This is a genomic window from Aminobacterium colombiense DSM 12261 (assembly GCF_000025885.1).
GTDB classification, from domain to species: Bacteria; Synergistota; Synergistia; order Synergistales; family Aminobacteriaceae; genus Aminobacterium; species Aminobacterium colombiense.
Genome location: NC_014011.1, coordinates 1,653,464 through 1,677,527, shown reverse-complemented (window position 1 = coordinate 1,677,527; position 24,064 = coordinate 1,653,464). Strand labels below are relative to the sequence as shown.

Here is a 24,064-nt window from a genome sequence, read left to right as displayed (position 1 = left end):
TGAGATGAACAAACTACAAGAAAAAAGCCTTTATGATGGGCTTAAGGCAGGGTTCCCTATCGTGATAGGATACGTTCCTATCGGCATGGCCTTTGGGCTTTTAGCCCGTAATGTAGGGGTGCCTTTTGGGGAGAACTGCCTCTTTTCCATCCTCGTGTTTGCTGGAGCGAGCCAGTTTATGGCTCTTGATCTACTGAGGGCAGGCATAGCCACAGGAGACATTGTTTTAGCCACATTTCTTTTGAATCTGCGTCATATGGTGATGAGCGCCTCCCTGGCTGCCCGTCTCAATAATATAAATAAGAAATGGCTGCCCTTTATAGCCTTTGGCATCACAGATGAAACATTTTCGGTAGCGTCTTTGCACGAGGGCAAGCTTACCGCTGCATTTTTGCTGGCGTTAAATGGAATTTCCTACGGAGCGTGGATAGGGGGAACAGCGACAGGCTATGTGGTGGGGACAATTTTGCCCGAAACAGTCCAAATCAGCCTTGGAGTTGGTCTCTATGCCATGTTCACAGCCATACTTACGCCAGAAATCAAAAAGTCAATGGCAGCCCTTACTCTCGCTGGCCTATCTGGTTTCACTTATATTGCCCTTGACGCTTTGAAGTTTTTTCCAGATGGCTGGAAACTTATTACAGCCATCATCATAGGCTCCACTGCAGGTCCTTTCCTTTTAAAAGACTCCTGTGAAGGAGATAAGATATGAAAAGTTCTTTGCCTCTTATTGCCGGGATGCTTTTGGTGACCTATATTCCCAGGCTGTGCCCCTTTTTGGCCCTTTCTGAAAAGAGGATATCCCCTTTTATGAGAAAAATTCTCTTCGCTATTCCCTATACGGCCCTCGGTGTCCTTATTGTGAGGGGAATAGTAGAATCATCTTCTGAAATGATGATGCCTACGTTGGCGGGCATTGGTACAGCTGCCCTTTTTTCGTGGTTTAGAGGAGGATTGATTCTGTCAGTCCTGGCGGCTATTTTTGCCGCATACGTGACGTTGAGCTTATTTTGACAGTGGTCTTGTCGTTTGTTGAACCAATAGAGGTGTTGTGATGAAAAATAAGGAGAACAGATTAATTACTGAAAAAAGCCCATACCTTCTCCAACATGCCCATAATCCTGTAGATTGGCATCCCTGGGGTAAAGAGGCTTTTACAAAGGCACAGGAAGAAAATAAGCCAATTTTCCTCAGCATAGGATATTCCACCTGCCATTGGTGTCACGTGATGGAAAAAGAGTGCTTCAGCGATGAAGAAGTGGCTCAGCTCCTGAATGATGCGTGCGTTTCCATAAAGGTCGATAGGGAAGAACGCCCTGATATTGACCATGTCTGTATGGCAGTAAGCCTGATTATGAATGGGAGCGGCGGCTGGCCATTGAACCTTTTTCTCACACCCAATGGGAAACCTTTCTTTGCCGCAAGTTATATCCCTAAAGAAACTTCGGGCCGGATCCCCGGCCTTATGGACATGGTTCCCCGGGTCAAATGGCTCTGGCTGATGCAAAAAGAGGACGTGCTTAAGTCTGCAGAAAGCATTATGAATGCTCTTGAAAAAGAGATGACTAATCAAAAGGGAACATGCCCTGACAAAAACTTAGCAAAGAAGGCTTTTCAGGAATTGAGCCGAAACTTTGATCCTTTGTGGGGTGGTTTTTCGAAAGCTCCAAAGTTTCCAATGCCCCCCGTTCTTCTTTTCTTACTTGAATATGGCAAGATTTTTAAAGAAGAAAAGGCCATCAAAATGGTTGAGAAAACACTTGATTGTATGGCTATGGGGGGCATACGGGATCATTTAGGAGGCGGATTTGCCCGATATTCTACAGATAGAGAGTGGAAGATTCCCCATTTCGAGAAAATGCTTTACGATCAGGCCCTTCTTCTCAAGGCCTATACAGCGGCCTGGGAAATGACAGGCAGGGACATATACAAGAAAATAGCCTTTGAAATAGCCGCTTATGTTCTGCGAGACCTGAGATCCCCGGAAGGAGTGTTCTTTGCTGCGGAGGATGCCGATAGTGAAGGGGTGGAAGGACGTTTTTATGTGTGGACAGAAGAGGAGATACGCAGGCTGGTGCCTTCAGAGGACCGTCAGCTTTTTTTACAGGCCTATGGCATTCATGGGGAAGGCAATGTCCTGGCTCTTCCGGCTTCACTTGAAGAACTTGCCGCCACATATAATGTTGAGCTTCAAAAACTGGATCAAAGCCTACAAAAATCCCGAGCCCTGCTCTTTGAAGCGAGAAACAGGCGAGTACGGCCTCACTGTGACAGAAAGATTCTAACGGACTGGAACGCCTTGATGATTGAGGCCCTGGCCTTTGCTGGGCGGATCTTTGAAGAAAGGCAATTCATAGAAGCTGCCCGAAATGCAGTTGATTTTCTCCTGGAAAAGGCTGTTTATCAAGAAAAAGAAGTCTACCACTCTGTGGCTGACGGCAAAGGCCATATTCCGGGGTTGCTCAACGATTATTCCTTCTTCATCAGAGCTCTTTTAGAGTTGGAAGAAGCAACAGGGGAAGAAGACTATGGTGAGAAAGGGATGGGGCTTCTTCGTTCCATGAATGATATTTTTTACGACCCGAAACGGGGCGGATATTTTATGAACTCGGGCTTAGATGAGCTTCTTTTCTTCAGACCGTGGAGTGGGGAAGACGGCGTTATGGTTTCAGGAAATTCCGTTGCCATGATGAATCTGTTGCGCTTCAATAAGAGAACGGGCAATAAAGAATATTATGAAATGGCTCGTGGTATAGGCGAAGCTTTTGCTCAGAGGGTTCAACAGGTTCCCGCGATGTATACTCATCTTCTTACGGCAACTCTTGCTTTAAGTGACGAGTAGTCCCTGTACAGGGGCGTATTCTTGCCTACCGGGATTTTTTCTGCTTCACACGGAAGACATAAAGCCCTCCCAATAGAAGGCAGAGAATAATAGCCAGAATAGTGACATTATGAAGATATTGGGAGACTAGCTCTTTATTATTTCCAACCCAATATCCTACAAAGGCGAGAACAGCAACCCAAAGGCCTGAGCCAATGGCTGTGAAAAGGCAAAAAGGAAAAAGGGGCATGCGAGAAAGGCCTGCGGGGAGGGATATATACTGTCGTATCCCCGGCAGCAGGCGGCCAATAAGAGTGCTGATGTGGCCATGTTGAGCAAAAAAAACATCAGCTTTATCCAGGGTAGATTGGCTGATAAAGAAATATCGTCCATACTTCTGAAAGAATGGCCGTCCAAATCGGAGGGAAATCCAGTAATTAAAGAGCGCCCCGAGCATGCTTCCCAGAATACCCATAAAAATTACAAGAAAAAGGTTCATTTCCCCTAGAAAGGCTAAATACCCGGCAGGGGGGATTACGACTTCACTGGGGAAGGGAAAAAAGGAAGACTCAAGGAACATGAGGCAAACTATGCCTAAATATCCGAGTTTGCCAATTGTTATTACAAGCCATGTTACTGCAGCTTCAAGCATGGAATCTATTCTCCTTTATTCAGCTGTGCCTTTTCTGCGCAGAGAGTTGAAAGCCTTTTTATATCCTTTCTGTAAAGAACCAGCGTTATTATAGCGGCTAGTATGTCAGAAATGGGAAAAGCTGTCCATATCCCAAGCAATCCGTAAAAATACGGAAGGAAAAGAACGAGGGGGATAAGGATCAATACTTGCCGAAGCAAGGATAAAAAGAGGGCAGGAACAGTCTTGCCAATGGCCTGGTACAAACCCGAAGCCATGACCTGAAACCCTATAAGGGGAAAGCCGATGGCCATATATCTGGAAGCGTTGATTCCAAGAGGCAGAACCTCCCTATTGTTAGTGAATAGAGGGATCAGTAGCTGGGGAGCAAAAAAGAGAAGAGATCCCGTTAGGGTACAGATGGCTGATGAGATAGCAATAGAAAGCTTCATGGCTGTAGTAACCCTGCAAAAAAGTCTTGCACCGTAGTTGTACCCTACTATGGGAAGAAGCCCTTGGACAAGGCCGAAAACAGGCATGACAGCAAACTGGGTTATTCGAAGGAGTATCCCCATGGCAGCTATGGCAGCATCGCCACCCCAGAAGGCAAGCTGGCGGTTGATGACCACCAGTGAAATACTTGCGGCTCCCTGTCTGAGGAACGCGGACAGGCCTATTGCTGTCACTTCGTGCAGAATCTTATAGTTGGGCCGCATGTTTTTAAACAGAAATGGAACTTCGCTTTTCCCTCTAATGTAATACCAGCCTAGCCATAGGGCGGAAGATGTCTGAGCGATGACAGTGGCAATAGCGGCTCCTTGAATGCCCATTCCAAACCCGAAGATGAATATGGGATCAAGAACTATGTTAACCCCTGCGGAAATGAGCATGGTTATCATGGCGAAGTAAGCTTTACCTTCAGCGCGAACGGCATTATTGCAGGCTATGGAAAAGGCAAAAAAGACAGATCCCAGAAACAATATTTTCATATAAGTGGCTGCAAAGGGCAGAATGGCATCTGTAGCTCCGAAAAGCCGAAGGATCGGTTCCAGAAAATAAAGTCCAAAGGTTGCCACTACAGCACTAAAAACTAGTGTTGCGCCCATAAGATTCCCTAAAGTTTTTTCTGCTTTGTCCCTATTTTTTTCACCGAGACTTCGTGAGATAATAGAGGCACTGCCAACTCCAATAACTTGAGCTGTTGCCATAATGATCATTTGAATGGGAAAAGCGATGGATATTCCGGCAACGGCCAGCATCCCAACGCCTCGCCCAACGAAGATCGCATCCACGACATTATAAAGAGCCTGGGCGATCATTCCTGCCATGGCGGGGAAAGATAGCTTCGGAATCAGTCGAATAACAGATTCTTTCTCAAGAAAAGATGATTCGTAAGCCATCTATGTCCTCCTATTTCAAAAGATTTTTTTAAGTATAGCAGACCAGTAATTCAGCGCTTGTGGAGACAAGGCTAGTGCGTTATATTATACAAATTGTTTCTCGGGAAGGGGGTATGTGAACGATGAAGAACCTTCCATACTGGAACGTTAATCTTGATTTGGATATCGCGTCGTGGCTGCCAATGGGGATGGATTATCGGCCCGTATCGGTGAACCATCTTTATAGCGGTGAGCTTGTTGCACTGGCATCTCTTTCCTTGTCCCTTGGAAGTGAGCTTTTTTGCCTCTCCAGCCCACGCATTGGCTTTGCCGGGCCATTCCTTCGGGATTGTATGATTATTCCAGGGCGGGGAAAAGGATTGTCTTTAGGATTTACGGCAGTGTTCGGTTATTCTCAACCCATGGAGGATCTTGTAGCCCGTCAAACAGAAGGAGATTTTGCCATTCGGGCAGGGGTGTCTCTTTGCAACTTCAGGAACAGGTCCATGCTTTTAGGCAGCTTTAAAGCGATTGTTCTTGCCAGTTCCACTCCTTTTTTCGATGACGAGGAGTTTTTGGCAAAATTGATTGCGGCCATGATGAAAGAAAAAGGCAATCTGAGTTTCAGCTATTTTGCTGAACAGTTTGGGTATTTGCGCTTCGCCATTCCCTACGAAACCGATGACCCATTGGATCTTGAGATCAGCCGCCTTCTCTATGAAATGGAATTCGACGAAACCAGAGAGGCTGTAGGTCCTTCTCCTGAAGAACCTTTCCCTACCCCCTTGGGGGTAATAGTGAAATTAGCGAAATAATATTTGGGGAATAAAAAGGGGGCTGCTAAACATTCCTGCAGCCCCTTGTTGATCTGTAGAAACCTATTTCTTGGGTTCGGATTCCTCTATTCCGAAACCAACAGCCTTAAGCCACTCTGTAGGGTACCCTACTGAGTCCTGCTTCCCGTCGGGGTAGGTAATATATCCGTCAGAATATTTGCCGACGAGCTTCCAGCCCAATTTCCACCAACCGTTAACCACCTTGTTGATGCTGTCGTTCGTGTATTTCGTGAGGTAGGCCTTAGCCTTTTCGGGGCTCTCTTTATAAAGAGCTGCGGCTTCTTTATCTACTACTGGCTGGTACGTGAAGAACTCATCTTCGTAAGCCTTCTGGGCTTCTTTAATGTCCTTGATCATATAGCTGAACTTGAGATCGGCCCAGTTAGAGACGAAGTTGAATGCCCACCATGCGGAGTTTCTATCGAATTCGGCCCGTTTTCCCTCAGTAATACTCTTGGGTAGGGATGTTACGCCAGCGTAAATAGGCATGTACACTGTAGAATGGGGAGCGTCTTCTCCGAACCACAATATGCCGCCAATAGCATCGGGCAGCCAGTCCCGTGCTTGAGCTACGAAGCTGTAGGAGCAACGGAACATGGATATGGCCCGGGTCCAGTCAACGTTCTGTTTGTCTTCTGGTCGTACACTACTAGGAGTTGGGTAGCGGTTGGGGTTTCCGAAGGGGCCGGCTGCCATTCCCTGAGTGAGATCAAAGCGAGTCTCCTCGAGGTAATCTCGCTTCACAGCCATAAGGTCCCTTACAGAAATCTTCTTGTCAGGTTTTATCATTAGAGGATACATTTCAGCCGCATCTTCTTCGATCTTGAGGGAGGGGGCAAGAAGGCTGATGACTCTCCACTCGCGGCGCTGCTGGTAATAAGGCGTCCCATAGGGGACGGGATTGTATATTTTGTGGAAAACAAATTTTTCGCCCTCTTTCCACCAGCCCATTTCTTTTGCGAAATCTTTTACACTGGAAGAATATATGAAGTTCTCTTTATCATCCCAGTGGATTTCGCCAATTCGGGAACGGTTGGCTGTTACGGTGAAACAATCATCGGGCACGCGCTGGGCAACCCATATGGCGCCGGGCTTGCCGCTTTCAGGGGTCCAAAGGGGACCGGGGCCGCAAATATCGAACATCCAGGCTTCATTTTTGTCGATAACGGTCAAAGTCTCGCCGCCATCGCCATAGCCGTACTTTTCAGCAAGCTCGCCCATAACCTGGATCGCTTCCCGAGCTGTTTTTGCTCTCTGAAGGGCGAAGACCTCAAGCTGCTCGATCATCATCCAGCCAGCGTCACAGAAGTTTTCATCCCGTCCGCTCCAGGTATCTTCGCCTATGATGAGCTGATGTTCATTCATGAAGGGATACCCTACGTGGAAATAGGTGTACGTTTCTTCGGGCTGAGGAATTTCGCCAACCTCGACCAGGGGTTTGTCTGGTCGGGTTCCATGGCATATTTCTTTATAGACAGGAGTCATTTCTCCTGCTTTATGGGTTTCGCCGGGGATGATCCTGACACGGTTATCATACCAGCCGTCACACGTATGAGTTACCATGACAGATCCATCAACAGATGCTTTTTTCCCTACCATAATAGTGGTGCACGCTGATGCCAGCGTGCTGGCGAGGAAAATAGCAAGGGCCGCTATTGTTGCTATCCTGAGCATCCTGGAATTCATACTTTTTCCCTCCTTGTTTAGTAGTGGTGCCATTCCGAAAACCAATTATCTTCTCGCTAATCGTAGAAAACCTTCTCAGGCGGAGCTTGCTTTGGATCATGGAAATATGCTCCCAATGTATTCTCTATAACCTCCGTGTATCCCGGCACCCCTGAAATGACGATAGGACGGTCGGGAGCCTCCAAAGAGTAGAACTCAAGCATCTTCTGGAAGGTCGAGGAATGACGCCCCACCCGCACATCGATGGGCCAGCCCCGCTCGTCGATGGGAGCATAGAGCAACTTATGCTCCCCGGCCTTCATCACAAACTCGTCCCGGCCAGTCATGAGCAGATATTCATCTGTAATGCCACGGATACGGTCTATCATGGGTTCCGCCACCTCAACCAGCAGGGACATGGCGTCCGTATGGTCTCCGATCTCCCGGTGGGAGAGGCCGTGAAGGGCCTGAGGCGAGAACTCCATGCTCAGGGGCACTTCAAAGAGCTCCGCCGTGAGCACCATGGAGGTCATGGCCGCAACAGATTGCCCCTTCTAATGAGTTACGATGGTGTTTTCCACCGGATACTCGAGCTCCGCTTCATGAAGGTCTACGGCCATATCCACCTTCTCCCGGCGTATAAGCTGCGTCATTGCCCATGTCGTGCGCTCGGTAATGGCCCCGTTGGGCCGTCCCGGCCACGTCCGGTTCAAATTCCGTATATCCATATAGGCCAGCATCTGGCGGCTCGGATAGTGGAGGTAGACCTCAGGGTCAGGCCACGAGTCCAGGGGGTTGGTACACCGGTCTCCCATACGGAAACGCTTGTCGCCCCATGACGTCTTTACATGGTAGAAGGCAGGATAGGCTTCTCCCATGCGAGTGCAGGTGGATGCGCTCCGGTTCGCCCTGAGGATCACAAAGAGCCGTCCCTGTTCGACCTTCACGTTTTCGGCAACAAGAGCAGCCGTGAGGTTGGTTGCCGGTTCCTCGGCATGGGTTCCTCCAAAGAGAAAAGCTGTTCCACCGGGCACGCCGCTGTCGAAGACGTACACGTTGCTGTCGTTGGCTGTTCCTTTCAGGCTCGGTTCGTAATCAGAGAGCTTCTTCACTTCTGTTAAAGACGGCGATGGAACCACCGGCTCCATAAAGTGCCTGTGCTCGTAAAAATCTCGCCCGGCTATGGCCGCAAAGACCAGGGCTATGACTAAAGAAAGGATCTTGATGATTTTCAGATTATTTTTCATTCTCCCCACCTCACGTCTACTTCAACCGAAGGAGCCTCAGCACGAAGGGCATGAGGATAATGCAGTAGAGCACCGCGTCCTGGGCTTTTTCTGTCTTGATGAGGTTGTACACTATTGCCCCCCCGAAGAAGAGGGTTATGGCGTAATACAGGTACATAACGATGGTATTTGTAAGTATCATGGTCATCTAGCCTCCAAGAAATGACAATCTGGTGCTGAAGATGAGAAAGAGGGTCCCCAGCATGGCGATGAAGGCCATGGGCACCAGGCAGGCCTTCACAAAATCCTGAAAGTACCGCCCCGTATATCCCAGCTCCATCACTGTGGCCCGTCCCACAACGGCGGTGGGAGGCAGACAGTCGCCCAGAGGCCATATGACGGCCATGGCCGACAGGGCTATGATGGGATCTAAACCCCGCATGTTGAAAAGCATGATGAGGGGCACGCCGATAAGGGGGGCCACCGCATACTGCACCAGCCCTTCCGAAAGGGGGAGGATAATGAAGAGAGTGGCGAAGAGCACGCCCAGGGGAAGGGTGACCACCGCCAGGGAGATGAGCCCCCGGGCTCCGCTCAGGGCCATGATCTGGATCAGGATGCCCACCACCACCATGATCCCAACGAGGGTGGTCAGGTTATGGACGGTTGCGCAGGCGACTGACCAGACATGAAGGCGTTTGGGGCTCAGCAGCACGACGGCAAAGGACGCGACCATGAAAAGCAGGGGCAGCCCCAATACGGGCATGGAGAAAGGCCAGATCCGTCCCGCCAGAACAAGGGCCAGCAGCAGAGCGAAGGGGAAGGTCACCCTGAACCAGCTCTGCCCCTCCTGGACTTCAGGCAGGTTCGCCAGAGCCTTGTCGAGGTCAACCTGTCCCTCTCCCCGTCCCGCAAGCCAGAACATGGAGAAGAGGGCTCCTGCCACTGAAAGGACAAGAAGGGGTTTCCCAAACCCCACATAGGGCATGTTGGCGCCGGCGGCGGCCATCATGGCCCAGAGGTTGATGGGAGGCGCCGCGGCGCTCATGGCCGCTCCCAAAAAGATGATGGCGGCCCGTTTCGTCTCATCCACGCCCATAGCTGAAAGCACTGCTCCCACAAGGGCGCCTACGGTAAGAACCGTTGTCGCTCCCGACCCGGTAAGGGCTCCGGGAAGAAGGAGAACGAAAGTAAGGAGCAGAAGGCAGATTGTTCGTCTTTTGTGGAAGGTAGAAACGATCTTCCGTACAATGAAGGCCACCCCGCCGCTTTCACGAAGAAGGGCCATGAAGAAGGTGGCGGTGAGGAAGATGAGGCAGACGTCAAAGTAGGTGAAGGCCCCTTCCACAATATGCCGGATGGGAAGAATGGATACGGGATTGTGAGGGCTTCCTGTGACGCGGAGCATTACAGAGTGGGCGGCCGCTCCCGCAAGGGCGGCAACGAACATGGAAAGCTCAGTGCTCAGCTTCAAGACCTTCGGGAGAAAGAAGGCCACGGCAATTACAAGTAAAATTACTTCTGCATGTATAAACATGAGGTCATTTCCTTTCTTGATCTCTCGTTGTAGAGGAAACTAGCCCCCGATTCCATCGGGGGCTATGATGCTACTTATTCAATTCCTTCAGGCTTGACCCAATGGAAAGAGCGTCCTTTGCCTCAATAAGAGGCTTGTCATTGTCCTGCGCGAGCTTTGTGAAGTAACCGTCCGGGTTGCTGCCGGCTACGATGAGTATGGCGTCGCCGAGGGGGACTATTTCATCTATGGAAGCCTGGTCAGCGCTGTCCGTCCGCCGGGCCATTCCTTCCACGTGGGCTGTAATGACAACTATGCCTTCAGCTTTGGCGGCTTCGATGAGTTCTTTGCAGCGGGCTATTTCTTTGTTGACGTCTGTGCCCGCGGCTCCCATTCCCTTGCCGCTGGTTCCAGTGGTGACGATGAGGGTCTTATACCCTTTCCCGGCGAGTTCGCTGGCGATAATGGTGTTCTTATTCTCTGCAGGAGTTATCTGAGACTGCATAAGAGACATTTTTACCATGACGGCGCCCGGACTCTGTCCACAGGTTGTTACAATAACAGGAGGTTCAACGGTGGGCATTTCAGCTGCTATTAAAGCCCCAGCAATAGCAAAAAACATAGCGATAAGACATAGTATCGTCATATACAGGAATCTCTTAGGGATTATTTTCATGAAAATCTCCCTCCTTCGGTTATTTTTTCTTGTTGTTGTTATATGCGGATATTAACTGCCAGTTGAGGTCCCACCATGCTTTTTCTGCTTTTTTCATACAGCTTTGCGTATACTCTGTTACATACTCTTGAGCTGCTGCAGGGTCATTTTTAGCGAGGTCAAGGGCTTTTTCATCAATATCAGCCAGCTCCTTGAAAAAAGCTTCTTCAAGAGGTGTCCTGATCTTAACCAGATCTTGTATGGCTTCTTGATAACGATGGTTAACGAGATCATCGGCTAATATAAAAGCCCATTGAGCAGATCCGAGACTAAAAGCATTACGGTCAAAAACCCGCCAGCTCCCAAGGGTTTCTAAAACTCCCGAATAGATTGGGACATAACAGGTAGTATGAGGGTTGTCGTATCCAAACCAGAGCACAGTTCGAACAGGAGCCGGATAACCAGAACGAGCCTGGGAAACAAAACTGTAGGCACAGTCCCATTTTGCTACAGGGCGATTGTATGGAATCTTCAGGAGAGTGCGAAGGTTATTAGTAACAAAGGGAGTGGCAAGGGGGCTTTTGACCATCTTATCGCCTTCCGGCACCAACCAGGCTGCTTCGGCTGACATGTCAAAGGGTGTTCCTTCCATATGACTTCGTAAAAACGTCATTACATCCTGAACAGATAATTTTTTCTGGGGTTTTATGGCGAAGGGATATGACATGGTTTCTGCGTAGGGATCCCATTCCCGGGTTGGGTCAAGTTGACTGTATATGGTGTAGAGACGGTTGCGAATCCACATGGAGGAAAGGGACCAATCATCGTTTCCAGTAAGGGGGGAGTAGGCCAGCTGCCAGATAAAGGGTTTTCCGCTCGCTGGATCGTACCATCCGAGATCAATGGCCGGCTGCATGTAATCCTTAGAGGCTATAAAGTTCGCCGTATCATTTATGTCCACTTCTCGGATGCGGCTCATGTTGGGAACGACAACGACACAATCATCGGGAACTCTTTGAGCAACCCATACTGCCCCAGGTTTACCGCTCTCTGGTGTCCACATCATTCCCGTGCTTCGAATCTCAAAGATCCATGCCTCTTCAGAGTCTGTAATTGTAAGGCATTCTCCCTCACTTCCGCAGGAAGGGAGGAAACCATATTTTTCCCCAAGTTCACCGATGACCTTAATTGCCTCTCGAGCTGTTTTTGCCCTTTGCAGGGCGAAAACTTCAAGCTGTTCAATAGTCATAATAGCTTTAGCATCGGGGCGGAATGTCTTTAATTCATCCTTTTGTCCAACGGTTGTCTCTCCAATGGCGACCCCATGTTCATTCATAAAGGGGTACCCTACGTGGAAGTATGTATAAGTTTCTTCAACTTGTGGTATTTCACCGATTTTTTTGGGCTCGTAGTCTTCTTCCATAATAATGTTCCAAAACACGTCAGCTTTAGTTCCCGCTGGGTGTTTTTTGCCAGGAATTGTGCGAACCCTTGCATCGTAAAAAGCACCGTCAGCTGTATGAGAGGTGATAACAGAACCGTCTGCGGAAGCATTTTTGCCCACTACAATATCTGTGCAACTCTGGGCGGGAAAAGAAGCGACCACAAGGATAAAAATGGAGAAAAGTACCCATTTTGACCACTTTCTGAAACTCATTACTATTCATCTCCTCTCTTATTTGGAGACATAGAAGGTATATAAGAGCGGAATTGGCGAGGATTACGACATGTTTTTTAGAAGAGGATGTTATTTAGATTAAATTAACATTGATTTTAGTGACCTTTATTATACACCAATCAAAAATTTTTGGGCAGATATGATATAATAAACAGGCATTTTAATTTTCAAAAATTCCTTTAGAAAGAGATCAGGCAACAGTGTATATGTGTTGGCCTGTTCTTTTTTTGCGCTTTATTGCTCAAGGAAGAGTATGTATAATATCGTTATGTAATAAAACCAGAGGAGGATAATTCTCTTTATGGAGAGCAAAAATAAGCAGACCAAAAGAGACGCTACAAGAGAAGAACTTGCCACCTACATGGGGAAAGTCCGTGACCTTATCCAGGAAGGCCAGACCAAGGGATTTGTGACTCAGAAAGATATTGAGAAATTTATTCCTGTTGAGTTCTGGAGTGCGGATGTTCTTGAAGACGTTGTTTCAAACCTTATGGAAATGGGGATTGAAGTGACCGAAGAAGAGGGCAAGGAAAGAGCTCAGCATATTGCGGAGGAAGAAGCTCTTGCTCAGCCTGCCGATGGAGAAATCGGGAAGCTGGATGATATTCCTTTGACAGATCCTGTCCGTATGTACTTGAGAGAGATCGGGAAGGTGCCCCTTCTTGAGCCGGCACAGGAAGTGGAGCTTGCAAAGCGAGTGGAGGCAGGGGAAGAAGAGGCGAAGCAACAAATAATAGATGCCAATCTTCGCCTGGTGGTAAGTATTGCCAAAAAATATATAGGACGGGGAATGCTGTTCCTTGATTTGATCCAGGAAGGAAATTTAGGTCTTATCCGGGCTGTTGAGAAATTTGATTATAGAAAGGGCTTTAAATTTAGCACCTATGCTACATGGTGGATTCGCCAGGCAATAACCAGAGCAATTGCGGACCAGGCCAGAACGATCCGGGTACCTGTCCACATGGTGGAAACTATTAATAAAATGGTGAGGGTGTCGAGGCAGCTTGTTCAAAAACTTGGTCGAGAACCTACAGATGAAGAAATTGCGGCAGAAATGGAAATAGAACCGTCTAAAGTAGAGGAGATCAGGCGTATCGCCCAGTTGCCAGTGTCACTTGAAACTCCAATAGGTGAAGAGGAAGACAGCCAGCTTGGGGATTTTATTGAAGACAGGGATTTGCCTAGCCCGGAAGAAGCGGCAGCAAGTCATTTGTTGCATGAGCAGATAGACGAAATGCTTGAGGCCCTTTCAGAGAGGGAACGGGAAGTTCTCCAGTATCGCTTTGGCTTAGAAGATGGCCGTTCCTATACTCTTGAAGAGGTGGGCAAGCGTTTCGGCGTTACACGGGAACGGATTCGCCAAATAGAAGCAAAAGCTTTGCGAAAACTGCGACATCCTAGCCGTAGTAAAAAATTAAGAGATTTTCTTGATTGATAGTTATTAAGTCGCACTTAAGGACGCGCCTTGAAGGCGCGTCTTTTTTGAGCATTTATGCCAAGGAGGGAATATAAGTGGTTATTGGTAAACTTTTCGAAGCTCTCATGGTGGTTTGTTTTGGACTTGCATGGCCAGCATCTATTTATAAGTCATGGAAATCCAGAAGTACTGGTGGTAAAAGTCTGTCTTTTTTAATTATCATTTTAATAGGGTATGCTGCAGGGATTCTTCATGTTATCCTAGACTATGATGGGTTCAACTGGATTATTATTTTATACGGCATGAATGCTATTATGGTGGGAATCGATACATGTTTGTATTTCAGGAACAAAAGGCTTGAAACTCGATAATATAAAGATAAGCAGAGGTGCTTTATGATTGAGTTAGAGCAGAAACTTTCGCAAAAAGAATTGATGCTTCTTGTTGGGGAAGGTTTGGAAAAAGATCCAGCTCTGGAGCGCGTTCTTTTAGAGCGGGATTATTCTATGATCGCTGTTTCTAATCTCGAAGATGCTTCGATAGTGATAAAGCGAAAACCTCCCTTTATAACGTTCGTAAAGCTCTCCCTTGTTACAGACCAGAAAAAATTAGCCCTACTCAAGGGCCCTGAGGATTTTTTCTTCGGAAGAGTTGTTTTCATCGTAGATCTCTTTAGTGATGAGGCCTATCTTTTGGCGCGGGAGATCAAAAGCAGCATTTTTATCTTCCCTCCTTTCGATGGCGAAAAATTACGCTTGCTTTTGAGCACATTGCATCCTGAGAATAAAAACCCCCCGCCTGTCCCTCGCAAAAGCACTCTTAAGAAAAATACTGGTGATATCATACCTATAACACAATGGACACAGGATCTTTCCGCACAAAAGAAGTTTTTAGAAGAAAACATCCCTTTGAAGGCAGAAAAGGATGTACAGGCCTTTTTACTTGAAAACCACCGTCTTCTCCATGCATGCACAGCTCTTACACGTGTTTTAGAGGCAGATAGGAGCACTCTTGACTTCTTTTGCGTTTCGTCCCCGGAGGCTCTTCAGGTTGTTTTTCAAGACTCTTTTTCCAGTAAAAATGCCCATTTTTTTGCGACCCAGTGTGAGGCTCTCTTTGAAGAGAAGAGTTTTTTTCAAAAAAAGATTTTGCTTAACCTCACCGGTAGATCTACCGAATCCCAAATTCTTGTAAGATGGTCAATACCTTTCGATTCAACAGATTACTCGACTGTCCATGTAGTGGCTCTTGATATTTCCACCATTTGTCAAAATCTTAGAGAATTGGAACTTCAGAAGGGAAAATTTGAGAAAATTTTTCAAAGTTCCCCTGCCGGAATAGTCATTTCGGATCCCTCGCTGAAAACCCTTGAGGTAAACAACGCTTTTGTAAAAATGTTTGGGTTTGCCTCTAAAGATGAAGTTATGGGACAATTTCTTGGGGATCTCGTTATACCGCCTAAATATCACGCTCAGTTTCTTTCCATATGTCGAATGGCCCTTGATGGAAAAAGGGTTTTTATAGAAACCCAGCGTCGTCGAAAAGATGGCCGGATAATCGATGTTTTTTTAAATAGCTCCCCTTTGGAAATGCCTGGCGGCATTGCTGCTATCTGCTTTCTCTATATCGATATTTCTGAGAGAAAAAGGGAAGAGATGCTTTTAAAACGAAAACTGAAAATAGAGCAGATGGTTTCTGAAATTTCGGCGGATATTTTGAATTACCCCTCGCTAGAGAGTGCTTTGAGGGGTGCTCTTCCTAAAATGGCGTCATATATCGCAGCTGACCGCGTGAGCCACGTGATTGTGAGGAAAGGGGTCATGCGTTACTCATCAGAATGGTGCCGCCACAATGTTCCCTCTTTAAAAGCTTTGTATGAAGGTGAACGGGAAGCTTTGCCTCTTCAGAAGGATCCCTGGTTCTGCGCAAATCTTGAAACCGGAGACACTTTTAATATAGAATTTGATGAAAAAGCTGGACTAGCAGAAGAAGCCATGGCCATACAAAACTTTATGAGCCGGCATAAAATAGGCTCCTTTCTAGTGATCCCTTACCGTTTTAGGGGAGAGGTGGATGGTTTTATAGTTTTTGAAAAAATTAAAAGTTCTTTCAATTGGACTAATGAGGAAATAGGCCTTTTCAACCTTTTTTCAGAGATGCTCTCCAGCCTTAAGGATAGAGATGCGGCCTACGAAATGCTTCGTCAGGATAGAGAAAAGTATCGCCTTCTTTTTTGGCAGATCAGTGAGCCTTTTATGGTCTTTGACATCATATACGACGAGTTTGGAACCCCATCTGACGTGCGCTTTGTGGAGTTAAATGAACAGGCTAAACGTTTTTTAAAAAAGCATGGATATGATGAAGTGCTGGGCCGCTCTTTTCTTGAGATCTTTCCAGGGGCCGAGAGTGTTTTCAAAGAGAAATTGAATGATGTCATAGCGAAGGAAGAACCCCAAACTTTAAGCTTTTACAATGATCTTTTTAATTGTTCCATGACTATTAGTTATTTCGTTCCCCATAAGGAACAACTCGTTCTTCTTGTTTCTCACACGATGAAAGAGTCATAAAAGGAGGAATAAAAGTGATCATTTGCAAAGATAGGCAACAGAAGCTGAAGAAAGACAATCCTGCTGGAGGTACAGGTTCTCTCCATTGTTTGTATGCTATCCCCAAGGGAGAAGGTTTTTCTGGAAGCTCCTTTTCTATGATTGGAACCATGACCCTTGAACCGGGGGCTTCCATTGGAGCCCATCTGCATGAAAATGACGAGGAGTGCTTCGTTATTTTGTCAGGGGAAGGACTTTACGAAGAAAATGACGGGACATTGCATAAAGTTTGCGCTGGGGACGTGACCCTGACCTTCCGTGGTGAGAGACACGGCTTGAGCAATACAGGTAAAGAGCCCCTTGTTTTTATCGCTATGATCGTTCAATAAGGGAGTAAAAAAGGAGAATCCATTCATGGATTCTCCTATATCCTGCAATTCTATGTGTAATAGACAGGTTCCAGTTTTACTGGGAAATGGCGTTTACCGGGCAGACTGAAACGCAGCTTCCGCACTCAATGCAGGTATCGGCATCAACTTCTGCTTTGCCATCTACCATAGATATAGCTTCCACAGGGCAAGCACCTACACAGGTTTCGCATCCAACGCATGCATCTTTATCAACGACTGCTTTTGCCATTATGTATACCCCCTCTGTTAATTGATATTAGCTTCACAGAGCGGATTATATAATACTTTAATAACGGAGGCAACTCGAAGGCCCTTATGACCAGAAAATAGCAGGTGGATATTCTGGCTTGGGGTCTCGGGTGAGAAGATTCTCAAGTTCCTCCTTCGGAGAAGTACCCTCGTATAATAGTCGATACACAGAGTCGGCTATAGGGAGTTCAACGTCGTACTCACGAGCCAGATGCACTATGGCCCGAACAGTAAAAGCACCCTCGGCAACCTGTCCAAGTATCTTTTTGGCTTCTTCCAGGTTCTTGCCTTCTCCAAGCAGTTTCCCCAGCCTGAAGTTTCTGGAGTGAAAACTATAGCAGGTAACAACCAGATCCCCAACGCCAGCAAGACCTGCCAGTGTGAGGGGATGGGCTCCCATTTTTGCTCCAAGTCTCATGATTTCAGCAAGCCCTCGGCTTACAAGGGCCGCTGTAGCATTATCCCCGAGGTTCATTGCTTTAGCAATTCCAGAAGCAATGGCTATAATGTTTTTTACGGCTCCTCCTATTTCTACACCGGCTACATCGTTGCCAGTATAGACCCTGAACCGCGGCGAATTAAAGAGCCTCTGCCAGTATTGGCAGGTTTCAAAAGAAGATGAAGCCACAATCGTTGCGGTGGGGAAGCCTCTGACAACTTCTTCTGCGTGGCTTGGACCTGAAAGGACGGCGTAGAATGTATCTGGGAAAAAATCCTTTGAAATCTGGCTAATACACTTCAATGTTTCAATTTCAATCCCTTTAGCTACATTGCAAAGGGATATAGGGGGGGTAAATTCTTGCAAAGAGGTGAAAAGAGTGCGAATTGCCTGGGTAGGTACGGCAACAACCCAATTTTTAGAATATGTCGCAGCTTCATCTAATTGCCACGTTGCATAAATACCAGCGGCCAGGGGTATGTCTTTTAAATAATCAGGGTTCATTCTTTTTGAGTTGATGAATTCAGCTTGTTCTTGCCGACGGCACCAGAGGCAGACCTGATGCCCATTGCTGGCCAGAACATGGGCCAGGGCAGTTCCCCAGCTTCCGGCGCCGAAAACAGAAAGAGTTGTCATGTTGCATTCCTCCTTTTAAAATATAAACAAAAATCATATTCTCTAATTACCTTTTTCATTTAATGTTACAATGATAAATAAAAATACTACCTTGGAGGTAGTCTCTTGAAAGATTGGTTAGGCAGTATTCTTTTCCTCCTTGTTTCAGCCGCTGGATTTTTCTTTGGTAAGGGACTAGGCTGCGGAATCTTTCTTTTCCCAGCGACCCTCCTTGTGTTTCTTCTCGCTTTTTCCATATATGGAACAAAAAGAGCGAACGGAATTATGCTTTTATTTGTTTCAGTTTTAGTCCCCGCCCATATTATTTTTTTTCATTTCCCCCTGAGGATAGCTCTTCCATTATATGTCATGATCTTTGCTGTGTACTGTCTTTCGGAATTCCTTCGGCGCCAATCCGCAAAAGAAATGGCGGTCTTCCTTGACTACATTAAGCAGGCTGGCTCTGCCTCAACAATAGAAAAGGTGTGTGTTCCGGCATTGGATCTTATCAAGCGCCTCATGCCGGATAGCGCTCCTGCCGTTGCCCTTTATGACAAAAAAAGAAATCTTTTTCAGATATTAAGCGCTCACGATGAATATACGGGAGAAGGAGTGAGTCCTGACGGAACAGTTCCATTCGAGAACCATGTCTATTCGAGGGTTTTTGTTTCGGGAAAGCCTCTGATCGTAGATGATATTCGATCTCACCCTCCTTACGTAGAAGGGACGCCTGGCGCCCGATCCGGTTTGGTGGTTCCTATCGTCTGGAGAGATCAGAAAAGCGGAGTGATTGTTGTTGAATCGAGGAAACTGGCCCGGTTTTCATCCACAGATCTTCGTGGTCTTCAGTTTTTTGCAGTAATTTTAGGTGAAATTTTAACCCATTTGCAGGTGGAACAGAAATTGGAAGCCAATGTCGCAGAGCTGAAACGGACCAATGAGGCTTTCAGTTCTACACAGAAAGCCCTTTCCAATGCTCTTGACGTGTCGCGGGAACAGAAAGCAAACCTGGAGGTTTTGCTTAAAAAGTTTAGAGACCTTTTTGATATTGTGCAGGGGATGTCCCTTTGTCGTTCCGCGGAAGAGCTTTTCTCCCTTGTATCCTGGCAGCTTTCCCAGAGGCTTGGGTATAAAAACGTATACGTTTTTTCTAGAGAGAGTTTTTCGAAGGAAATAACGCTGCAGACATGGGTGGGAAAACTTCCCGAAGAATTAAAGGATTTGAAAGGACTAGAAAAGGGTATATTGCTTCATGTTCTCGAAACAGGGGAACCTTATCTTGCGACAGATGTTTCAAAGGACTCTCTCTATTTGAATCTTGACAGTGATGTGCGTTGCCAGTTGATAGTTCCTGTTATTTCAAGTAACGGCTTGTGGGGAGCCGTAGCCGTAGATGATGATGTGATAGGCGGCATAACCAATCAGGATCAGGAGCTTTTGGGAGTTATAGCGGCACATATGGCACTTGAGCTTGAAAACAAAGAATCCTTCGCCCGTCTTAACGTGGAAGTGAACCGCCTCAGGACCCTTCTTGACATCGTACAATCTTTTTCAGTAGAGAGGGCCGATTTTGAACAGGTGGCACCCCATGTAGTGCAGATGTTGACATCAGTTTTCAATTATGAAAAAATATCCATTTTTAGAGTGGAGAAGAAAGAAGACGCATCTTTTTTCCTCAGGGCCCTGGCTTCCAACTTTGTAAGTATGGCAGATCTGGACGAGTACTCGCAGAAACTATACGAGAATGGCGGCGGGCTTGTGATCAGGTGCGCTGAAAGGGGAGAGATCATTAATACGCCCAACCTGGCGGCTTCTTCCTATTATGTAAACCTTTCTTCAAAGAGCACCACTTCTCAGCTGGATATTCCGATTCTTTTCGGCGGGGAGGTTTTCGCCGTCATTTCTATGGAAAAAAATAGCCCCTTTGTTAAAAGTGACGAAGGTTTCTTCATGATCCTCTCAAAGCATCTTGCTGCCCTTGTGGCAGTACAGACGGCCATAGAAGAAACGAAAAGAAAAGCCCTTATCGATGATTTGACCCAGCTCTGGAACAGGCGGTTTCTTTCCATGCGTATAGCGGAAGAGCAATCTCGCCACGAACGTTTCGGGGATCCTGCCAGTATGGTTATGATAGATATGGCTAATTTTAAACTGATTAACGATACCTATGGACACCTTGTCGGAGACAAGGTGTTGAAGTCATTTGCCTCTCTTTTAAGTGAGTGTGTGAGGGCTGGCGACATAGCTGGCCGGTTTGGCGGCGATGAATTCCTTTTGATACTGCCGGGGACTGTTCAGAAGCAGGCTTTTCATCTTGTTAAGCGGTTGCAAAGCAGTCTTGAAGCTCTTCATGTGGAAGGAGTGCTCCATAATATTTCAGCTGATTTTGGAGTGGCCACTGTTCCGGAAGACGCGTCTTCTCTTCATGAAGCTTTGAAGATTGCTGACGATAGGATGTACCAGAGTAAAGTAGAAAGAAGACGGCGGCAGGAAGAAAACAAAGGAACTTAGCGTGGCTAGACTCCTTTAAGAGCGGCTCTTCACCATGGCGCAGAAAATAAGGCGCATTGAAGGATCAAGTAAAAAGCCCCCCTCAGATCTTTATTTCTGAGGAGGGCTTCCTTTTGTATTTTTAGCTTGCTTTTTTTGTGGATTTTCTTCGTTCCTGATAATCAAGAACAGCTTTTCTCATTCTTACAGATTGGGGTGTTACTTCCACTAGCTCTTCTTCTGCAATCCACTCCATTGCTTTCTCAAGGGACATTTTACGAGGGACATCCAGCTTGGTTGTCAAGTCTTTTGTCGCTGAGCGGTGGTTCGTAGCCTGCTTCTTTTTAGTTGGGTTGCAGGGCATATCTCCGGGGCGCGAATTTTCTCCCACGATCATTCCCTCATAAACAAGCTCTCCCGGTTCTATGAAAAGGGTTCCCCGTTCCTGGAGGTTCTCAAGCTGGTAACTTGTCGCTTCTCCAGTATCAAGGCTGACGAGGCTTCCTCGATTGCGTGGGGATATGGTGCCGACCCATGGGCCATATCCGGCAAATACGGTATTCATAATGCCAAGGCCTCTCGTGTCTGTAAGAAATTCTCCCCGATACCCAATAAGTCCCCGAGTAGGAATCTGAAAAGAGAGCCGTACGAGACCTGTTTGGGTATTATCCATAGAGACGAGTCGAGCTTTTCTTCGGGAGAGTTTTTCGAATACTACTCCCTGATATTCCTCTGGGACATCAATAGTGAGGTCTTCCATGGGCTCAAATGTTCGTCCATCTTCTTCCCTGGTAATGACTTCCGGTTTGGATACGCAAAATTCGAGACCTTCCCGTCTCATTTCCTCGATGAGAATGGAAAGATGAAGCTCTCCTCGTCCTGACACCTTTACTCCGTCAGGACGCCCAATATCCTCTACCCGAAGAGCGACATTGACATGTTTTTCTCTTTCAAGGCGGGCTTTTAATTGACGCAGAGTAATAGGTTGTCCTTCCTGCCCTGAAAAAGGTCCGGTATTGACCAAAAAGAACATAGATACGGTAGGTTCCTCTATGGCCAGGGGAGGGAGGGTCTTCCCTTCAAGCTCTGGCGAGCAGAAGGTGTCTCCGATGTTGATCTCCTGGGGGCCGGAGATCCAGACGATATCCCCTGCCGATATTTCTTCCACTTCCTGACGCTCTAGTCCTCGCGTAACCCACATTTTTACAGAGCGGGTCTGTTCTTCATCGCAAATCTCCCATTCTTCTCCTCTGAGATTGGGCTTTTTCCATTTTGTGGAGTAACGGATAAAATTTTCACCTTTACGAAGGGTTCCCTGAAGTACTTTACCGCACCCGATTCGCCCAGTGTACTCATTCCACGCAAGGGTACTTACCTGCATGAGAAAGGGAGCATGTAGGTTCACCTTTGGAGCAGGCACATACTCAGCAATAGTTTCGAAGAGGTGCTTCATTCCTTCATGGGCATATTTATTCAGATCTCTGACAGCCCATCCATCCAGGCCTGATCCGTAAAGAACAGGGAAATCCAGCTGCTCTTCTGCGGCTCCTAATTCTATAAAGAGGTCAAAGGTCTGATTTAACGCAGACATGGGGTTGGCGTGAGGGCGGTCCACTTTGTTGATAAAGACAATAGGACGCAGCCCCATGGCCAGAGCTCTCATGAGTACATATCGTGTCTGGGGCATGGGCCCTTCGTTGGCATCGACGAGCAGAAGGACAGAATCAACTGTTGAGAGGACGCGTTCCACTTCTCCAGAAAAGTCAGCGTGTCCCGGAGTGTCTATAATGTTTATCAAATATCCATTCCATTCGACAGTACAATGCTTGGCCCTTATGGTGATGCCTCGCTCTCTTTCAAGTTCATTGCTATCCATAACGCGTTCTTCTATATGGGCCCCTTTTCTAAAGATTTGTGCGGCCTTAAAAATAGAATCGATCAGCGTGGTCTTCCCATGATCAATATGGGCTATAATTGCCAGATTGCGAATTTTTTCAGCTTGAACCATCTATAACAACTCCCTAAAGTATACAGTTTCCTGAAAATAATCAGAAACAAATAAATATTTTACGCCAAATTTCTAAAAACAGCAACCGTAAGAAGCAAATGTTGCCATTTAGACAATATCTCTCTTTGACTGTCTTTTATTTTGTTGTTTAAAGTTTATAAATGAGAAACAAAAGTGGGAATATGAAAATCGCTTCGCAGGCTTTATGCTGGAATAATTGTCAACTGAGTCTGGAATCTATTAATGCCTTGAGCTCTTCCCATGAAGGAATTCCTTCGTAGATTTTCTCTCCTTCCAATATCCATATCGGGACATTGCACCTAATATTATAACGGATATTGTCAATAAATGATTAAGATGTTTCGTGGATTTACCATGGAGACCTCGATTTTATCTCCATAGGATTCTCGTATTTGAAAAATGGGAAATGCCAGAAATGAACGCTGTCGGTAAGAGAAGTGGCAGAGAATTGCAGATAGATCATATCTTTTTGTTATAAAAAGAATTCTTCTAAATAGCCTTTGATTATTGTGATATTATTAAAGAGATTTTTGAGAGGAGGGGAGTAAATGACAGAAAAAAAGAGCGGCTGCACTGTACCTATAGCAAAAATCGAGAAACAGGAATCTCAGAAAGAACAAGTTGAAGCAAAATCCTCACAGAAGGAGGAGGGTAAAATGACCATTATGGTAGGAAGAAAAGCTCCTGACTTCACAGCTCCAGCCTATTATAAAGGAACTTTTACGACCGTTACATTGTCTGATTTCGCAGGCAAATGGGTTTTGCTATGTTTCTATCCAGGAGATTTTACTTTCGTCTGAGCTACTGAAGTGTCAGCAGTTGCTGACAGATATGAAGAAATTAATGGCCTTGGCGTAGAAGTTATTTCCGTAAGTGTGGACAGCCAGTTTGTTCATAAAGTATGGAATGACACAGAGCTTTCGAAAATGGCGGAAGGCGGAGTTCCCTTCCATATGGCTTCAGATGGTGGCGGAAACATAGGGAGCGCCTACGGAGTATATGATTCCGTAGCCGGGGTAGATGTGCGGGGCCGTTTCATTATTGATCCGGACGGCGTTATACAGGCCATGGAGGTTCTTACTCCACCCGTGGGGCGCAATGTAGACGAAATGATTAGGCAAATAAAAGCCTTTCAACTTGTAAGAGAGACTGGTGGATCCCAAGTTACCCCGTCTGGCTGGCAGCCTGGCGGCAAAGTTCTTGAACCAGGTATTGAGCTCGTGGCAAAGGTCTGGCAAAAATGGAATCCACGTGACGTTTACAAGAAGTAATTTGAGTAATAAGGAAGAGCAGAGAAGTAAAGGGGTGCAGTGATCAGCACCCCTTTTATTTTGCTCCCACAGCGTGTAGCGCAAGTGTAATAATTCAAAAATATGCGATAATTACAGTTTTTGCGATCTTTGCCTAGTCTATAGGCTATTTCTTGCCCCTTAGAGCTCCAGGAGAAGCCGTGGAGCTTTTG

General features: G+C 46.6%; 20 protein-coding genes and 1 pseudogene. 10 read left to right on the top strand and 11 right to left on the bottom strand.

Annotation, left to right across the window (positions count from 1 at the left end):
• Nucleotides 1-4: 4 nt before the first annotated feature.
• From AMICO_RS08365 to AMICO_RS08355, 3 genes are read left to right on the top strand one after another with little or no spacing between them, the layout of a single operon-like run.
• A complete protein-coding gene (locus AMICO_RS08365) occupies nt 5-712 on the top strand; it encodes an AzlC family ABC transporter permease (protein WP_013049018.1) in 708 nt (235 codons plus the stop codon).
• Nucleotides 709-1,014, top strand: a complete 306-nt coding sequence (locus AMICO_RS08360) for an AzlD domain-containing protein (RefSeq protein ID WP_013049017.1) — start codon at nt 709-711, stop codon at nt 1,012-1,014. Before AMICO_RS08365 ends, AMICO_RS08360 begins: the two co-directional genes overlap by 4 nt.
• A 40-nt stretch (nt 1,015-1,054) precedes the next feature.
• A complete protein-coding gene (locus tag AMICO_RS08355) occupies nt 1,055-2,842 on the top strand; it encodes a thioredoxin domain-containing protein (RefSeq protein ID WP_013049016.1) in 1,788 nt (595 codons plus the stop codon).
• 25 nt (nt 2,843-2,867) lie between these two features.
• On the opposite strand, the gene AMICO_RS08350 is transcribed toward AMICO_RS08355, so the two are convergent.
• Both AMICO_RS08350 and AMICO_RS08345 read right to left on the bottom strand, forming a co-directional pair.
• Nucleotides 2,868-3,473, bottom strand: a complete 606-nt coding sequence (locus AMICO_RS08350; RefSeq protein ID WP_013049015.1) for a DedA family protein — start codon at nt 3,471-3,473, stop codon at nt 2,868-2,870.
• A gap of 5 nt (nt 3,474-3,478) precedes the next feature.
• Nucleotides 3,479-4,852 carry an MATE family efflux transporter gene (locus tag AMICO_RS08345; RefSeq protein WP_013049014.1) on the bottom strand — a complete coding sequence of 458 codons (1,374 nt, stop codon included), beginning with the start codon at nt 4,850-4,852 and terminating at the stop codon, nt 3,479-3,481.
• Between the two features lie 122 nt (nt 4,853-4,974).
• On the opposite strand from AMICO_RS08345, the gene AMICO_RS08340 reads away from it, so the two are divergent.
• Nucleotides 4,975-5,646, top strand: a complete 672-nt coding sequence (locus AMICO_RS08340; protein ID WP_013049013.1) for a hypothetical protein — start codon at nt 4,975-4,977, stop codon at nt 5,644-5,646.
• 63 nt (nt 5,647-5,709) lie between these two features.
• Here AMICO_RS08340 and AMICO_RS08335 read toward each other — a convergent pair whose 3' ends face one another.
• The 6 genes and pseudogenes from AMICO_RS08335 to AMICO_RS08310 all read right to left on the bottom strand — a co-directional run bounded on the left by AMICO_RS08335 (nt 5,710) and on the right by AMICO_RS08310 (nt 12,386).
• Nucleotides 5,710-7,353 carry a dipeptidase gene (locus tag AMICO_RS08335; RefSeq protein WP_013049012.1) on the bottom strand — a complete coding sequence of 548 codons (1,644 nt, stop codon included), beginning with the start codon at nt 7,351-7,353 and terminating at the stop codon, nt 5,710-5,712.
• A 56-nt stretch (nt 7,354-7,409) separates the two neighbouring features.
• Nucleotides 7,410-8,579: pseudogene (locus AMICO_RS08330) on the bottom strand (succinylglutamate desuccinylase).
• A 16-nt stretch (nt 8,580-8,595) separates the two neighbouring features.
• Nucleotides 8,596-8,760, bottom strand: a complete 165-nt coding sequence (locus AMICO_RS10200) for a hypothetical protein (protein WP_013047591.1) — start codon at nt 8,758-8,760, stop codon at nt 8,596-8,598.
• Between the two features lie 6 nt (nt 8,761-8,766).
• The gene (locus AMICO_RS08320) at nt 8,767-10,095 is read right to left on the bottom strand and encodes a hypothetical protein (RefSeq protein ID WP_013049009.1); all 1,329 of its coding nucleotides are present in this window, start codon (nt 10,093-10,095) and stop codon (nt 8,767-8,769) included.
• Nucleotides 10,096-10,165: 70 nt separating this feature from the next.
• Nucleotides 10,166-10,750: a DUF6305 family protein gene (locus AMICO_RS08315; protein WP_013049008.1), complete on the bottom strand. Its 585-nt coding sequence runs from the start codon at nt 10,748-10,750 to the stop codon at nt 10,166-10,168.
• A 19-nt stretch (nt 10,751-10,769) separates the two neighbouring features.
• Nucleotides 10,770-12,386, bottom strand: coding sequence for a dipeptidase (locus AMICO_RS08310; protein WP_013049007.1), 1,617 nt, complete (start codon nt 12,384-12,386; stop codon nt 10,770-10,772).
• A 322-nt stretch (nt 12,387-12,708) separates the two neighbouring features.
• Here AMICO_RS08310 and rpoD point away from each other — a divergent pair, with 322 nt between their 5' ends.
• The 4 genes from rpoD to AMICO_RS08290 all read left to right on the top strand — a co-directional run bounded on the left by rpoD (nt 12,709) and on the right by AMICO_RS08290 (nt 16,759).
• A complete protein-coding gene (gene rpoD, locus AMICO_RS08305) occupies nt 12,709-13,842 on the top strand; it encodes an RNA polymerase sigma factor RpoD (protein WP_013049006.1) in 1,134 nt (377 codons plus the stop codon).
• 77 nt (nt 13,843-13,919) lie between these two features.
• The gene (locus AMICO_RS08300; RefSeq protein WP_013049005.1) at nt 13,920-14,195 is read left to right on the top strand and encodes a PQ-loop domain-containing transporter; all 276 of its coding nucleotides are present in this window, start codon (nt 13,920-13,922) and stop codon (nt 14,193-14,195) included.
• Between the two features lie 24 nt (nt 14,196-14,219).
• Nucleotides 14,220-16,391 carry a PAS domain S-box protein gene (locus tag AMICO_RS08295; RefSeq protein ID WP_013049004.1) on the top strand — a complete coding sequence of 724 codons (2,172 nt, stop codon included), beginning with the start codon at nt 14,220-14,222 and terminating at the stop codon, nt 16,389-16,391.
• Between the two features lie 14 nt (nt 16,392-16,405).
• Entirely contained in the window at nt 16,406-16,759 is a 354-nt protein-coding gene (locus AMICO_RS08290) for a cupin domain-containing protein (RefSeq protein ID WP_013049003.1), read from the top strand.
• A 76-nt stretch (nt 16,760-16,835) separates the two neighbouring features.
• Here the strand turns inward: AMICO_RS08290 and AMICO_RS08285 are convergent, their stop codons facing one another.
• Nucleotides 16,836-17,009 (bottom strand): DUF362 domain-containing protein, encoded by a 174-nt coding sequence (locus tag AMICO_RS08285; RefSeq protein ID WP_013049002.1) that lies wholly within the window; start codon nt 17,007-17,009, stop codon nt 16,836-16,838.
• Between the two features lie 84 nt (nt 17,010-17,093).
• The gene (locus tag AMICO_RS08280; RefSeq protein WP_013049001.1) at nt 17,094-18,104 is read right to left on the bottom strand and encodes an NAD(P)H-dependent glycerol-3-phosphate dehydrogenase; all 1,011 of its coding nucleotides are present in this window, start codon (nt 18,102-18,104) and stop codon (nt 17,094-17,096) included.
• Between the two features lie 105 nt (nt 18,105-18,209).
• Here AMICO_RS08280 and AMICO_RS08275 point away from each other — a divergent pair, with 105 nt between their 5' ends.
• A complete protein-coding gene (locus AMICO_RS08275) occupies nt 18,210-20,594 on the top strand; it encodes a diguanylate cyclase (protein WP_013049000.1) in 2,385 nt (794 codons plus the stop codon).
• A 121-nt stretch (nt 20,595-20,715) separates the two neighbouring features.
• On the opposite strand, the gene typA is transcribed toward AMICO_RS08275, so the two are convergent.
• Nucleotides 20,716-22,581, bottom strand: coding sequence for a translational GTPase TypA (gene typA, locus AMICO_RS08270; protein ID WP_013048999.1), 1,866 nt, complete (start codon nt 22,579-22,581; stop codon nt 20,716-20,718).
• Between the two features lie 569 nt (nt 22,582-23,150).
• Between typA and prxU the strand changes: the two genes are divergently transcribed.
• On the top strand, nt 23,151-23,873 hold the full coding sequence (gene prxU, locus AMICO_RS10325) for a thioredoxin-dependent peroxiredoxin (protein ID WP_013048998.1): 723 nt from the start codon (nt 23,151-23,153) through the stop codon (nt 23,871-23,873).
• Nucleotides 23,874-24,064: the final 191 nt, after the last annotated feature.